The following is a 15,739-nucleotide window of genomic DNA, read 5'->3' as shown; positions in this document are numbered from 1 at the left end:
AATTCAGCGCGAACCTGATCTTCCTCCACTCATCTGAAATTTGTATAAAATAACCTATTTTATAAAAATGTGGTATAGAACAAGAAAAAGAGCCTGTTATTTTATAAGAAGCTTATACTTCCTCACACCAGAGCTTCCTAAAAGTAAGAACTAAACTATAAAAACACGGCTTTACAGAGAGATTTTTAGTTCAAAAACATTAAAAAATGCTGTAAAATCAACAGTTTATCTACTACTTTTTATACAATAATCAAGGGACATATTTGAATGAATTTCTCTTAAGTACCCCGCTGTGAGAACTATAAATACAGTTTTTTTTGAGTATCAATAAACAATATACGCAAGAATTGAAATTTAATGTCCTGAGGCATTCTCTGAATGAATCCTCTTTTCTCGTAAGAACATTTCTCGTTTTTACGCTGAAGTGATTTACTGAAACTACTGCAAAAAGGGGAAAAATCCCCTCCCTGTCTTATTTTTTAATTCATTTTTTCTTTTTATTTTTGGAACTCCCCGCGCTTAAAAACCTAATTAATAACCACATACAGACTTTTCTCTCAACATGGCAACGCTTAGCAATACCCAAATAGCAATCTCCGGAAGGGTCATTCCTTCGTTTCGCAGCTTATCTATTCAACAACATTTAGGGGATCATCACTATCTCGAATTGGTGTGTAGAACCGATGTATTAGAGCATGCTTCTGATGAAATTATCGGAGACAGCAAGGATCTTTTAGGAGAAACCATTATTGTACAGGTACAGGCAGAAGCACAGTATCAGGATTATCGCGAATTACAGTTCAAAGGATTAATCACAGCAGTTAATGCGACCAAAGCACATCAGTCTGGAGCTTCAGGAGATATTGTGATCATTGAAGCAATGAGTACGACAATATTGGCAGATGATGGAATCCATACGACTTCTTATATGGATCTCGACCTCACAGAGTTGTTAGAACGAACCTATCAGGGGTACGATGTAGGGAAGTTAGCCACTGCTTTTGCTCCCAGACAATCTGATACCATTCATTATAGTGTACAAAAAAACGAAAGTAATTTTGCCTATAGTGCCCGCTTAGCAGCTAGTACGAATAACTGGTTCTATTACGATGGTGTACAACTGGTTTTTGGAACCCCTTCTAATGAAGAGACCCAACTTGTATATGGAAGAGATCTGGAATCTTTTTCGGTACGAATGCGGCCTACACCTAATAAATTTGCCTATGCAACACAAGATTACTTAACCAATGAACTGTATCAGAAACGAAGCAGTGAAGTCGCAACCGCTGCAGCAGGCTATCACAGTCTGGCGACCAATAAAGGGAATGTACTCTATAGCAAGGAAACCAATATCTATCATCACGGAGTAACGGATCAAAATCTCCAACAACGTTTTGAGCAGCAAGTAGAGTTCCATACACAAGCTATAGAATCCAAGCAGGTGATTGCTCATGGTGTCAGTGACAATCCCGGAATACAGTTGGGAGCAGTGGTTCGGGTCGAAGGCTATGGAAGCTTTCGGGTAATTGAGGTACGCCATACCAATATAGAAGGCGGAAATTACAAAAATCACTTTCAGGCAATTACCACAGAAATAGATGTATATCCTTTAGCCACTATGTTACAGCATCCGGTTAGTACTATCGAAATAGGGAAAGTGACGGACAATGCTGATCCGGAGGGGATGAGCCGGGTAAAAATACAATTTCCTTTTCAGGAAATTACCGGAGAGACCACTCCCTGGATTCGGGTATTAACACCTCATGCCGGGGCAGATAAAGGATTTCATTTTATTCCGGAAACCGGAGAAACCGTAGTATGTCAGTTCGAAAATAACCATTCAGAACGTCCCTATGTAGCAGGGAGTTTATATCATGGAGTCGCTAAGGCAGAGAACTGGCAAAGCGAGCAAAATAATGTCAAAGCTATTCGAACCCGAAGCGGTCATACCATAGAACTCAATGATACCGAAGGAGAAGAAAAGATCAATATTTATGATAATGATGGTAGTATCATCACTTTTGATACCCAGGCAAAATCATTGACTATTAATGCTACAGAAGATATTAATATCTCGGCAAAAAATGTACATATCACTGCCGAAGAAAACATCACCCTTGGTGCCCAGCAAAATGTAGAAGTCGCTGCCGAAACAGCGGTAAAAGCGATCAGTCAGGGAACCGTAGAACTGCAATCCGAAGCAGATACGACAGTACGCAGTAATGCAGCACTGGCAATAGAAGCCAGTAGTGATATGACTGCCAAAGGACAAAATGCCATTGTAGAGGGACTGGCTGGGGCAGAGCTCAATAGCCCACAAACCAAAGTCTCCGGTAGTGCCATGACTGAAGTATCCGGAGGAATCTTAAAATTAAATTAATCGCTAAAACCTAGAGTATTATGCCAGGACCCGCCGCCACCATCGGAAGTATGCATACCTGCCCTATGTGCAGTGGAACCACTCCTCATGTAGGAGGACCTGTTACCGGTCCCGGAATTCCCACCGTACTGATCGGAGGTAAACCCGCCGCAGTTATCGGAGATCAATGTACTTGTACCGGCCCTCCGGACACCATCGTTATGGGGTGTGCGACTGTACTAATCGGGGGAAAACCTGCCGCTACTGTGGGGGATATGACAGCCCACGGAGGAACGATCACTGTAGGAGAAACTACCGTATTAATCGGTACCGGGTGTACTGCCCCAACAGCAGTAATGCCTATACAGCAACTCCCCTTTCCCGAAATCAGTATCCTGAATCGCATCCTGAGAAACACCCGGGAAGCACAAGCGAATCAGGAAAAAATAAGAGAAGAAATCAAAAAGCAAGGACGATTAGGTCAATTCAGTATTAGTTTTTAACCGGTAGTAATATGAAAATACGTTATCCCGAAAAAAATGGTAGAAAGGAAGATCTGAAGTTTACCAACTCATTCGGTAAGTACCTCATTAACCATTTTAATACCTGGCATGGAGGAATTCATATCGAAAAAGCCAACACTCCTATCCAAGCTATTGCAGATGGTAGAATTATTGCTTATCGATTTATGGATGATTATGAAGAGCTTCCTAAAACCGAATACACTACAGATGGAAGCACCACTACAAAAAGTGAAAATCCCGATCAGAAAGAACTAAACAACTATAAATATTCCAATTGTTTTGTACTGTTACAGCATGATCTCTTATTACAAAAAGAAGTCAAAGTCAATGAAGGAACAACACAGGAAACCTCTGAGCTGGAAAAAAAATATATAACCTTTTATAGTTTATACAACCATTTAATGCCGATCAATCCCTTAGAAGGAGATAAGTTCCTCGAAGCACCTGAGCTTTTTAGTAAAGAAGAAACGGTAGTAACCAGCAATGAAGGGTACATCTATAAAGTACAGGGGTTGAATGCACGAACCCTAAATAAACAAGGAAAAATTTCCAGTGTCAAATTAATCATTCCATTTGGAGAAAAAGTAAATATTGTCAAAGATGAAGACGGAAAAGAAATAAAAAAAGGAGCATACACAAAAGTAACTTACACGGATGATCAGGGAACCACTTATAAAGATATCTATATTCATACCAGTACAAAATATGTCAAAAAAATAGGGGACAATAAATATGAAATCATCACCTATAAAGAAGACACTAAAAAATGGGAAGGAGATTCTCCTAAGGGAGCAAGAGTTCGGCATGCTACAAAAACCAGAGCCGTTATAAAAGACATTATCCCTCACGGAGAAAAAGTAATAATCAAAGAAAAAAAAGAAGATTGGTATGTCATTGAAGGATATGAAGGCTATTCACACAAGACAAACTTCAATGTCAAAAAAGTATTTGACCCAACAAAAATAGAAAAAAATAAAATCGTAGCCTGTGATATTCCAATTGAGGCAGGGCAGAAAGTAGGATACACTGGATCTTTACAAGGAGAACTCAGTAATTGGTATTATGCAGCCCAGGTCGATGTATTTATGGCAGAAGGCACAAAAGCCTTTCTTAAGAATGAATTTGGTGCAGGAAAAGATAAGAAACACTTTACCATTCTTCCCAAAGGAACCCTATTACAGAAAAGTATTACAATCCAGGTCAATCTTCCGGAAAAACTTGAAGTTAAGGTTACTGACATCAAAGGTGTATATGCAAATATAAAAGAAGCCAAAAAAAAGATTACAGCTACTGTCAAAAAATCACTGTTAGGAACCTATAAAGATCCGGCAGGAAGTAATAATGCTTATTATACAATTCCATCTGATAAATTTGATACAATTAACAAAACCTATTTCGACAATCAACTTCCCAGTCATAAAACCCCATTATATTGGGTATCCAGAGCTAAAAAAGATGGCACCAATATTTCTAAATCACAAGAAAATGAATTGTTAAAAAACAAGGAATATATAGCACACCGAAAACTACAATACCGCCCAAAAAACAATCCAAAAACGTATTGGGTAAAATTAAAAGACCTTTTTCCTGTTACTGAGATAAAAACCAAAGAAAAAGTGGTAAAACAGTTGGTTCCACTGGGTGTAAAAACCGGATCGATCATAGAATATTTTATGAAAGAAGATTGCAGGTTCGAAGAAAAAACAATTCAGATTGAATATATAGATACACATCCAGCACAGAAGGGAGACCATACCACTCTAAACAAGGCTATTACCACAGCCTATATTGCCACCCCGGAACAGGAAACCGATATTGATGAAACCCTACCTAAAGATGTCATCGTAGATCTGCGGAATACCAAAAAAGTTTCTCAGGATACAAATACAGAATGGATACAGGTACACTGTTCGTATGCATCTGGAAGTAAACGTGAAACCAAAAAAGGCTGGATCGAAAATAAAAATTTTGATACCTTTAGTGCCTATAACTGGCAAAAATTTGGATTTACTCCCCTTGATGGCGGAGATGAATATATGTATGATATAAAAGACCTACGGGAAGCTACTGATACAGAGAGTGAGTTTATAAAGAAACTTTGGAAAACGATATCCTCTACCAAAGATGAAGTCTTGTGTTTTTTTGAAATTGAGGCTGCCTATAGTACTCTTGAAACTCAATTGGAAATTGCCAAAATGGTTTGTAAACACAAACTTGAATGGGCTTATTCTCCACAAGAAATCGCAGACGAGGTGACCTCCTTTTATGATTATATCATAAGTAAAGAAGAAGACGAGGTAAAAACCTTTCTGGAAAAATTAAAAAATCAAAAACTAGACGGTATTAAAGGACAGGTTGAAAAAATGATGTTTTGGCAAAAAGCAGCCAAACTGACCTATTCCCCTCCCCCTTCTCCTCCAAAAGAGAACACTCCTAAAAAACGAGATTTTGGCATTACCGAAGAAGATAGGAAAGAACTCAGTTCCCCGGTACCAACAACGACTACAAACTCTACTGTCGAAACAAAAAAAGAAAAAGAAGTAGAAATCCCAAAACGTACCTTTCCGACCACGGAGAATGTATATCATTTTCATCCTATTGCTTTTGTTAATCAGATGAAATTGATTTTTGGGGAACAGACTGGAAAATGTTCTTGTAACCGTGATCTTACTGTAGAAGAATTTACCGATATTTTTACAAGACTAAGAAGAAGTGAAAAACTTGGTAATGACATCTTAAATCATGATAATTGTAATATTTCAAATAATGAGAAAACATTTGAAAGATTAACCGAAGAGTTCAATAAAACTACAAGAAAGTACGGCATAAACCATTGTGTTCAAAAGATACATTTTATCGCTCAACTTTATTGGGAATCTGCACGATTTACCACAGGATTAGAATACGCTAATGGTAATAATTATAATCCAGGAAATCATACTGAAGCAAAAAAGAATGGCAATACACAGATTGGTGATGGTCCCAAATATAAAGGTCGTGGCTTTATGCAATTGACTTGGCGTAATTCTCAAATCAAATATCTTAAATACGCAGCAAAAAATATAGAAGGAGTATTAAAAGGAAAGTCTGAAACAGAGCTAGAATTAAGAAGTAATAATTATGAAAAATTTATTTCGAATGATTTAGTATACGCAATGGATTCTGCTGGATGGTTTTGGTCAAAATACAAGAAAGTTAGTTTTTCGAAGAAATCTTCTAAACAAAAATATGCTGATATTTATGGAAAATCATTAAATGAAGTAGCATTAGAGGTTGATAAATATCAAAATTTGATTTCAGTTTTTGTTAACGGAGGAGGAAATGGGAAAAAAGAACGAGAAAAGTATTATAAAATATTAAAACGAATTTTTAGATATGATACAAAATGTATCAATAATAAATACTCCCAAGCAAACACAATAGATAATAATTCTACAACACCTTGGATTGAAATTGCAAAAATGGAAATTGGAGTGGAAGAGATTTATGGCATAGATTATAATGACCCTAGAATTTTAGAATATCACAAAACCGCAGGATATACTAAAAAATTAATGGGAAGGGAAATTACTGATGATTATATTAAATCCAAAAAGATTTTTGATCCTTGGTGTGGTTCATTTGCATATTGGTGTTATTCAAAATCTGGAATTGCAAATGAAAATCTAAATGATACAGGTTACAATGCCTTTTCTTGGAAAAATTGGGGTATAGCCCCAGACAAATTTGAACCGTGTTATGGTGCATTAGCAATTTGCGATTATTCACACGTAGCTTTTGTCATTGGGAAAAAAGGAGATAAAATCGTTTTACTTGGAGGTAACCAAACTGGAGGAGATAAATCATCAAATGGTATGGTCTGCTATAGTGCAATTGACAAATCAAAAATTATAGGATATCGGTATCCTAAAAACTATAAAATAAGCGACATTAATTATGATCTTAAAGAGATTTCAACAGATGCGAAAGGAGATAATCACTCTACTAGTCGTTAGTACTTTTCTAATAAACTGTAACAATGATTCTAAAAAGAAGAATCTACAAGTTTCAGAAAACATTACTAGTCATGAAAAGGTAAAAGAGGAAAAAGGAATATGTGATAATTATAAAAGTAAAGGAAGTTTATTAATTGCCTGTAAATCTTGGAAGGATAAACTTGGTGATAATGCTATTATTTTTTCAAAAAATATTAAAGGGACAGAAAAAGTAGAGTTTTTCGCGGAATTAGTTAAAAATAATTCTAATTCATCATATTTAAATATATATGATTTTATAGAAAATTGCCCTGTAGATTTTGACATTAATTACATAGAGAATTCTTTATCTATTACTGATCTTGACTCAGATAACATAAAAGAAATTTGTTTTTTATATGAATTAGCATGCCAAGGTGGTATTGGTCCCACTACCATGAAACTAATGATGATAGAAGCAGATCAAAAGTATAAAATTAGAGGACTTAGAAAAGATGAAGTTAGTATAAGAAATCCTGATATTGCTATTAATTACGATAAGTCAATAATTGATAAATCATTTTATAAAGCACCAAAAAAATTTCTCTCTTTTGCCCAGAAAAAATGGGAACAAAACTACGGTACAAAATTACGAGAAAATATATCGACATTAAGAAAAATTCAAAAAGTAAAATCAAATGATGAAGGTATAGCAACTGTTACTTTATCGGATAATACAGTAATTAAATTTGAGGATCCTAGCCCGAGTTTTTATAATTTATCTAGCTATAAAATACAACACGAAAATATAATAGTATCAAGTTCTGGAGATAGTTACGGAAATGAAATCTCAATATTTTTAAAATTAGATTCTAAAAAAAATGAATTTTATGTTACAAAGGTTATTGTAAATTTTGTTTTAAAACAAAAGTCCGAAAATAATCTCAAGATTTGTACTATTGATAATATTAATATTCCGTTAGTAAATTATGATTCTGATGAAATCTATGAGAAATTAACAGAAGCCGAGGATTGTATTATAAAAACCCAATAATAATGTCCCCCACTGCTCCTAGTATGAGTTATGTTAGTACTTTAGCTCAAGTTAGTGCAGAAACTGGTTTGTTTAGACAATCGATTGAAGAACCGAATAAATTTAAATCCAGTCAAAGTACATATAAAGGTAGAGGAATAATTCAATTAACTGGCAGTAAAGATAATACAGGCTATTATAATAATCCTGGAACTTACAAAGATTATGCAGATTATATCGGGGACCAAAGTATCGTTAGCAATCCAGACAAGATTTCTCACCTGTATTTTATACTGATGAATATAGTATTAACGTGGTAGATAACCGAAGTATAGAGTTAATGAATAGAGATTCTAGATCGGATACTAAAATTGAATCTTTTTGGTATTTTGATCCTCAGAAAAACACACTAATACTTTATAAAATTAAAGGATCATTTTTACTAGAAGATAGTAAAAAAATATGTATTCTTAATAATATTAATTATGATATTAAAGACATTAATCCTGATGAAATTATAGAAATCCTTAGAAAAAACAGTGAATGCGTTGAAAAACCTTTTTAATATAATACCTGATAACACGGATTTTTAATCGGTACGTCTGCTGCTCTACACCCTCTCTTCGAATTTTTCAACGTTATAGAGGTATTAGTTAATCGGTATTGCAATAAACCACTTTTAGAAGCATTAGCTGGACACGCAGGATGGAAAGGCTACTTTATACCTAAAAATTATACAAAACAATTATAATGAAAAGAATAGTAATGTTTCTAGTAATATGTGCTTTCTTGTCTTGTAAAGGACAAACTGAATCTAAAGTAGTAACATCATCATTTAAGTACTTATCAGAAGAAGTGTTAAAAACAAAAACCAAAGAAGAATTACGTTTGATTAGAAATGAAATTTTTGCTCGTAAAGGGTATGTTTTTAAAAGTGAAGACCTAAATACGTATTACAAAACTAAGTCCTGGTATAAACCTGACTCTACTATAGAAGTTACTTTATCAGATAAAGAACAAAGCTATATTGATAAGATAAAACATTTGGAAAGTCAATTTACTTTAAAAGGGAATAAAAACTCCTTATATTATTTCGGTCTAAATAAAATAGACTTTTTTCCATTAACACATGATAAGCTTTTAAGCGATAAATATGTAGATGATTTAGAAAAGTTTAAACTTAAAGATTTAAACGAGGTCGTTGAAGGTAATCTTTGTGGAGGAGGCAGTGTATGGGATATCATGCATTATGAAACCATAAAATATCAATTGCTATTTTATACTTGTGACAGTGATAATTTATACATAAAAATGGCTATCATTGACAACGGTCAAACAAAAGAGTTTATTCAGCTTTATGGCTCTTCCCTTGCACTAAATGGGGATAGTGTTATAGATGGTTACTATGATATTACTTTTAAATTAGATAAAGATAAATTAGAAGTTTATAAGATTTTTAAAATATGGGATAAAGAAAACAGTACAGAAAAAAACATGTATCCGGTTAAAGAAGTTCGAAAAGAAGTAACCAAATACAAGCTTACTGATCAAGGGTTGGTAGAGTTATAAAGATGGGCTATCACATAATCAATGTAAGCAATGTTTTTTACAGCACGACTATGTAGAGGATTATGTAGAAACAAAACGCGAAACAGCCGAAACGTATCTTTCCTGCTAATTCTACCGTATATCATTTTCATCCTATTGTGTTTGTTAATCAGATTCTCTGGGAAAAGAAAATAACATACTTATACGAAGTAAGTTCAAATCTGTTTGGTTAGTAACTGCTCTATTTCCCTTTAAGAAACAACACCTCTTATAAAAAACAACTGCCTTTACTAAGTAAAGGCAGTTTTGCTTTCTTTTAGAAAAAAGAATCTGCTTTGTTGTCAAAGGGAGTATGGACAACAGCAGTGGGTCCTGGAATAATGGAAAATAAGACAAACTTACTTCCTTTAAACCATTTCTTATCACATAACACAACTGTTCCCGGGCTTATAGGTGACCAGCTGGATGCTTTATTTCTCTTGCTGGCTTTCAGGTTCAAAGGGATAGTGGTTACACTTAAAAACCCAGTAGCATGACCATCCCATAATATTCCGTTTGTCGATTTGTTATATACTTTATGATTACTATATTTTTGCTGTATTTGCTGGCTGTATTTCTTTTCCACATCGGGATCTGTTAAGTCCAGTGTACTTGCATACTTCATCTCTTTTTGGAATAGGTTAATCTTACCTATCGCATTTTTTACTGCCTTGTTATTTTGATCATAGCGTTTGGCTATAATTACTTTTACTTCATCAAGACTTTTTACCGTAATGGTTTCATCTACATCTGCCAGATATAATGTAATTGATTCCTCTTCTGTAATATTTACCTCTTCTGCAGGAAGCGCTTCTTTAGTACAGCTTAGTAATGTCGTGAAAGAGAGTAAAACCAGTAATAGTGTAATGTGTGTATTGTTCATAACGTTAGATTTTTTTTCCTACTCTTTTTATCAATTGGATTTTCGGATTCCTCCACATGGGTTTCTATTGATAAGAGTGTACGCATGTATTTCATTACCCAAAAAAGAGGATTTTTATTAAAATTATTTCCAGTTACTGAATTATCTATTTAGAACAACAAAGAAATTACCTGTGACCTTTTAGCAATCTACCGAGGAAAAGAGATTGAATACTGCTTAAAAAAATACCCGGTATTTCTTGTTAAGAAACACCGGGTACTATTCGTACTATCATTTATATCGCTATTATTCTAATAACGCTACAGATTGTTTGGCGATTTCCAACTCTTCATTAGTCGGTACTATCAAGATTTTTACCGAAGCATCTTCCTTGTTAATCGCTCTGATTTCTTTGGATCGTACTGCGTTTTTTTCTTCATCCAGCTGAATTCCCAGAAAATCGAGATCAGTACATACCAATTTTCTGATCACGTCTGAGTTTTCTCCAATTCCTGCAGTAAAGACAATAGCATCAAGTCCATTCATAACAGTAGCAAAAGCTCCTATAAACTTTTTTATCCGATATGCATTCATTTCTAATGCCAGCTGACATTCTTTATTTCCAGCTTCAGCGGCAGCTTCTATATCCCGGAGATCACTAAAACCTGTTAAGCCCAGCATACCACTTTCTTTTTGTAGTAACGAACTCACTTCCTCCATGGTATACCCTAATGAATCTACCAAATGAAAAATAATTCCCGGATCAATATCTCCGGAACGAGTTCCCATAATAAGACCATTCATAGGAGCGAATCCCAATGAATGCTCTATACTTTTTCCATCTTTTACAGCAGTCATACTACACCCATTCCCTAAATGAATGGTAATTATTCGGGAAGCAGCCTTCCCTAAAAAAGCATTGGCTTTTTCTGATACATATTTATGACTGGTTCCATGAAACCCATATACCCGAATATGATGGGTATCCAAAAACTGATTTGGAATTGCATATTTATATGCCACTACAGGCATCGTCTGATGAAATGCGGTATCAAAAACCCCTACCTGAGTTGCTTGGGTAAAAATAGTTTCTGCTACTTCAATTCCTATCAGATTAGCTGGATTGTGCAACGGAGCCAAAGGAGCTAATTCTGCAATCTTTTGTTTCACCTCCTCTGTAATTACTACCGTCTCTGCAAACGAGCTTCCTCCATGTACCACTCGGTGCCCTACAACGGCAATATCATCTGCGGCATTAATCACCCCTGTCTTCTGATCCATCAGATAGGATGCAATGCACTCTAATCCTTCTTTGTGATTGGTTATAGATACCTCCTCCTCTAGAGTATTTATATCGGTTTTATACGTAATCCGGGCATTCTCCAAACCAATACGTTCTACCAGACCTGCGCAGATTACCGTCTCCTCTGGCATGGTGAATAATTGAAATTTTATAGAAGAGCTTCCTGAGTTTAAAACGAGTACTTGCATATAGGCTTTTTATAATCCTTGTGCCTGAATGGCTGTTATTATTACGGTATTGTATACATCATCAGCAGTACATCCACGACTGAGATCATTTACCGGTTTATTTAATCCTTGTAGCATCGGTCCGATGGCTAATGCACCTGTCTCCCGCTGAATTGCCTTATACGTATTGTTTCCGGTATTGAGATCAGGAAAGATCAATACACTTGCTTGTCCAGCGACTTCAGAATCCGGAAGTTTGCTTTTTCCTACTTCCATATCTACCGCCGCATCATACTGTATCGGTCCTTCGATTTTGAGATCCGGACGTTGTTTTTTTACAATCTCCGTAGCAGAACGCACAATCTCTACATCTGCTCCTTTTCCTGATGTTCCTGATGAATATGACAGCATCGCTATTTTAGGTTCTATACCAAAAGCTGCTGTAGAATCAGCAGAGGTAATTGCGATTTCTGCCAGTTCTTCTGCATTTGGGTTGGGGTTAATCGCACAATCTCCAAATACCGATACCCGATCGTCCAGACACATAAAAAAGATAGAAGAAACAATATTCGCACCTGGTTTGGTCTTAATAAATTGTAATGCTGGTCGTATCGTATGCTGAGTAGTATGTACAGCTCCGGATACCATTCCATCTGCATGACCTTTATAAATCATCATAGTTCCAAAATATGATACATCAGCCATCATATCTCTAGCCATATCCATGTTCACATTTTTGTGCTTTCGCAACTCGTATAATGTCTGCGCATATTCCTCAAAATATGGAGATTCAGTTGGAAAAACAATGGTTACCTTATCAAAATCGATGGCAATATCCAGAGAAGAAGCCTTGCTTTTTATTTTCTGTTCATCCCCTATCAGGGTTACATCCACTACCTCTGATGCTACTAAACGTGCAGTGGCTCTCAGAATGCGCTCGTCTGATCCTTCTGGTAATACGATATGTTTTTTATGGAGCAAAGCTCTTTTAAACAAATCATATTGAAACATACTAGGTGTCAACCCTTCTGATGTAAAAGTGATCAAAGAATTAGATAAGTGTTCCTCGTCTACATACTTTTCGAAAGTACTGATAGACGTATTTATTTTCTGTAAGTTATCAGCGTATATTTTGGGCTTTATTGCTCCAATCTGATTGGCTATAGAAAAGGTCCCGCTAGGTACTGATACAATAGGGAAAGATAGGGAGACTCCTTCTATCAATTTCAGAATAGGTTCTTCCGGCACAATACCTCCGGTAAGAATAATTCCTGAAATTTTAGGGTAATTCGCAGAAATATCTGCCTGCAATACACCCAAAATAACATCTGCCCGATCCCCTGGAGTAATGACTAGGCTATTCTCTTTGAGATGGGTAAGGTAATTTCGCAACTGCATTGCTCCAACACCAAAGTTAACTGCCTGATTATTGAGATGTTCTTTTCCAAATAGTACCTTGCCATCTAACTCTTTTACAATTTCTTTAATTGTCGGACTAATTAAGGAAGCTACCTGTGGAATGACTATCTTATCAATTTGATCTCCGAATTCTTTTGACAAATCAACTTTTAACTGCTCCTCTTTTCCGTTTAATACCTTATTAGCAAAAACGCCCAGTACTTCCACGTCTTTTCCATGAAAGGTATCATGTGCTAATTTTAGATTCGAAACAATCTCTTCATTGGTTTTATCCACTCCATTTGCTACAATAATCGCAGGAATCCCTAAATTTTTAGCAATCACAACATTGATATCAAATTCGATAATACTCCCTTCATCAGAAAAATCAGTTCCTTCTACCAGAATAAAATCGAATCGCTCTGTCAGATTTTTATATTTTCTGATGATTCCATCGATCACCTCTCCGGATTTTCCCTGATTGTATTTTTGTAATACCTCATTGCGAGTAAAAGCATAGGCATTTTTGAAATTAATATCCAGTTCGAAATGGGAGATTACCGTATTGATATGATTGTCGACCTCTCCTTCTTTGGGGTCATCAATAATAGGTCTGAAATATCCTACTCTGGCAACCTTTCCTAGCAGCATACGCATTAACCCTAAAACAATTATGGATTTACCACTGTTTGGTTCAATGGTCGCTATATAAACAGATTTACACATGTACAGTTAATTTGGTGCTGCAAAGATACGCCAATATTGAATATTTTCCACAAAAACAGCCAAATCAAAGAAATGTTATAGGAATTTTACAACAAATTAACCAATATTGTAACAATACCATAATTTTAATTTAAAAAACAAATGTACTTTACTAAATAACTCTTCATTTTTTAACAAGTAATTTCTGTCTTTATACATTTCGAAGAGTCTTCCATAAATATTTAGTAAAAACACCCCTATGATTTCTCTCATATTCCTTTTACAAAGAGGAATCGAAATATCTTTTATACACAGCGTTTTTTCTGAATTCCCCATTAACTTATCGCTTGGTTTTAACAGCTTTTTACTTTTTTTTAAGTAATTTGCTTACAATCGGATCTAGTGTGGTATCATTCTTAGTGAAAAACCATAACCCCCTATTAATTTTCCGGTTGATGTACTACTAATAAATCAATATGAAAAAGTACTTACTTAGCTCTTTTATATCTATACTTTGTATCCATAGTTTTGGACTCGCTCAAACAGGTCCGGGAGGAGTTGGTACCAATGATGGAACTTCATCTCTTGTCCTTTGGTTAGATGCTAATACGATGACAGGAACCAATGGGAGTGTATTAAACAGTTGGGGCGATAACTCCGGGAACAATTTTGATTTATCGGCAGGAAACGGGGCTACATTTATGTCTGCGGCGATCAACGGATACCCTGCATTTAATTTTAACGGGACTTCCCAATACTTTGAAAGACCGTTTACAGCAGCAATTACTCCTGCAAGTTTCACTGTTTTTTCCGCTACGAGAGTTGCAGCTACAAATCGATATAAAGCGGTTATCTCCAACAGAGATGATCCTGGAGGAAGACCGACTGCCGGTTTTATATTGTACGCTACCCCTAACTCTAATATATGGCAATTCTGGACCGGAAGAGCCAGTGGTCCCTGGCAGGTAAATTCATCTGGAGTTTCTACCGCAGGAAATTGGGCTTCTCAGATGATCGAATATCAAAATGCTGCCAATGGAAAACGATTAGCTGTCAACGGGACAATCAATTCGACAAGCTCTCATGTAATGACATCTAATCCTTCTCGACCTATTCGGGTTGGTGCCGGAAGAAACGAAGGAACTCCTAATTATTATTTTTCCGGAGACATCGGAGAGGTTATCATGTTTAATACAGTTATTAATGATGCACAAAAGATCATTATTCATAACTATCTGGCTGCCAAATATAATTTTGCCTTATCTGTGAATGATGTTTTTAATGAGGATAATGCGACAGCAGGAAATTACGATCATGATGTGGCAGGGATCGGTCGAATTAGCGCTACTCATCTTCATACAGATGCCCAGGGTACCGGAATTGTGCGGGTACTCAACCCTACAAACCTGGGAAATAATGAGTTTTTTATGTGGGGGCATGATAATGCTGCCTTAGAATTCAACACCACAGCTGATATCCCTGGAGGTATTCGTACACGACTGGACAGGGTCTGGCGAATCAGTGAATCCAATACAGGAGGGACAGCTATAGATGTAGGTGCTATTGATCTTCGATTCGATTTATCGGGAATTCCTGCTGCTACTGCTGCCAATTTGCGGTTGATTATCGATACGGATAATGATGGTACATTCAGTGATGAGCTTCCTATAGGAAATGCTACAGCGATTGGAAGTGGGGTATTTAGTTTCGCAGGTATTAACCAATTTACTGATAATACCCGGTTTACCTTAGGGCTAGGAATCACCACTATTATTACCAATAGAAAAATAACGTTCAGAGTGCGAAATAACTAATCCGATTTTTGAATTTACCCCCCTTTTTCTTCGC

At 35.9% G+C, this 15,739-nt stretch carries 11 protein-coding genes; 8 read left to right on the top strand and 3 right to left on the bottom strand.

The window, feature by feature from the left end; all coding sequences use genetic code 11:
• Positions 1 to 562 precede the first annotated feature (562 nt).
• From HN014_RS15835 to HN014_RS15805, 7 genes are all read left to right on the top strand, one after another.
• Complete coding sequence (locus tag HN014_RS15835) at positions 563 to 2,380, top strand: type VI secretion system Vgr family protein (RefSeq protein WP_176029825.1); 1,818 nt, start codon at positions 563 to 565, stop codon at positions 2,378 to 2,380.
• A gap of 20 nt (positions 2,381 to 2,400) precedes the next feature.
• The gene (locus HN014_RS15830) at positions 2,401 to 2,862 is read left to right on the top strand and encodes a PAAR domain-containing protein (protein WP_176029824.1); all 462 of its coding nucleotides are present in this window, start codon (positions 2,401 to 2,403) and stop codon (positions 2,860 to 2,862) included.
• An 11-nt stretch (positions 2,863 to 2,873) separates the two neighbouring features.
• Positions 2,874 to 6,878 (top strand): hypothetical protein, encoded by a 4,005-nt coding sequence (locus HN014_RS15825; RefSeq protein ID WP_176029823.1) that lies wholly within the window; start codon positions 2,874 to 2,876, stop codon positions 6,876 to 6,878.
• Positions 6,844 to 7,890: a M949_RS01915 family surface polysaccharide biosynthesis protein gene (locus HN014_RS15820; protein ID WP_176029822.1), complete on the top strand. Its 1,047-nt coding sequence runs from the start codon at positions 6,844 to 6,846 to the stop codon at positions 7,888 to 7,890. Before HN014_RS15825 ends, HN014_RS15820 begins: the two co-directional genes overlap by 35 nt.
• A gap of 2 nt (positions 7,891 to 7,892) precedes the next feature.
• A complete protein-coding gene (locus HN014_RS15815; protein WP_176029821.1) occupies positions 7,893 to 8,189 on the top strand; it encodes a hypothetical protein in 297 nt (98 codons plus the stop codon).
• A gap of 20 nt (positions 8,190 to 8,209) precedes the next feature.
• On the top strand, positions 8,210 to 8,434 hold the full coding sequence (locus HN014_RS15810) for a hypothetical protein (RefSeq protein ID WP_176029820.1): 225 nt from the start codon (positions 8,210 to 8,212) through the stop codon (positions 8,432 to 8,434).
• A gap of 185 nt (positions 8,435 to 8,619) precedes the next feature.
• Positions 8,620 to 9,438, top strand: coding sequence for a YARHG domain-containing protein (locus HN014_RS15805; RefSeq protein ID WP_176029819.1), 819 nt, complete (start codon positions 8,620 to 8,622; stop codon positions 9,436 to 9,438).
• Positions 9,439 to 9,733: 295 nt separating this feature from the next.
• On the opposite strand, the gene HN014_RS15800 is transcribed toward HN014_RS15805, so the two are convergent.
• From HN014_RS15800 to pta, 3 genes are all read right to left on the bottom strand, one after another.
• A complete protein-coding gene (locus HN014_RS15800; protein WP_176029818.1) occupies positions 9,734 to 10,339 on the bottom strand; it encodes a hypothetical protein in 606 nt (201 codons plus the stop codon).
• Between the two features lie 285 nt (positions 10,340 to 10,624).
• Entirely contained in the window at positions 10,625 to 11,809 is a 1,185-nt protein-coding gene (locus HN014_RS15795; RefSeq protein WP_176029817.1) for an acetate/propionate family kinase, read from the bottom strand.
• Between the two features lie 9 nt (positions 11,810 to 11,818).
• Positions 11,819 to 13,912 (bottom strand): phosphate acetyltransferase, encoded by a 2,094-nt coding sequence (gene pta, locus HN014_RS15790; RefSeq protein WP_176029816.1) that lies wholly within the window; start codon positions 13,910 to 13,912, stop codon positions 11,819 to 11,821.
• A 455-nt stretch (positions 13,913 to 14,367) separates the two neighbouring features.
• On the opposite strand from pta, the gene HN014_RS15785 reads away from it, so the two are divergent.
• The gene (locus HN014_RS15785) at positions 14,368 to 15,705 is read left to right on the top strand and encodes a LamG-like jellyroll fold domain-containing protein (RefSeq protein WP_176029815.1); all 1,338 of its coding nucleotides are present in this window, start codon (positions 14,368 to 14,370) and stop codon (positions 15,703 to 15,705) included.
• Positions 15,706 to 15,739 lie beyond the last annotated feature (34 nt).

It is taken from the genome of Aquimarina sp. TRL1 (assembly GCF_013365535.1).
Lineage (GTDB): Bacteria > Bacteroidota > Bacteroidia > Flavobacteriales > Flavobacteriaceae > Aquimarina > Aquimarina hainanensis.
This window is presented reverse-complemented; position numbering and strand designations above follow the sequence as displayed.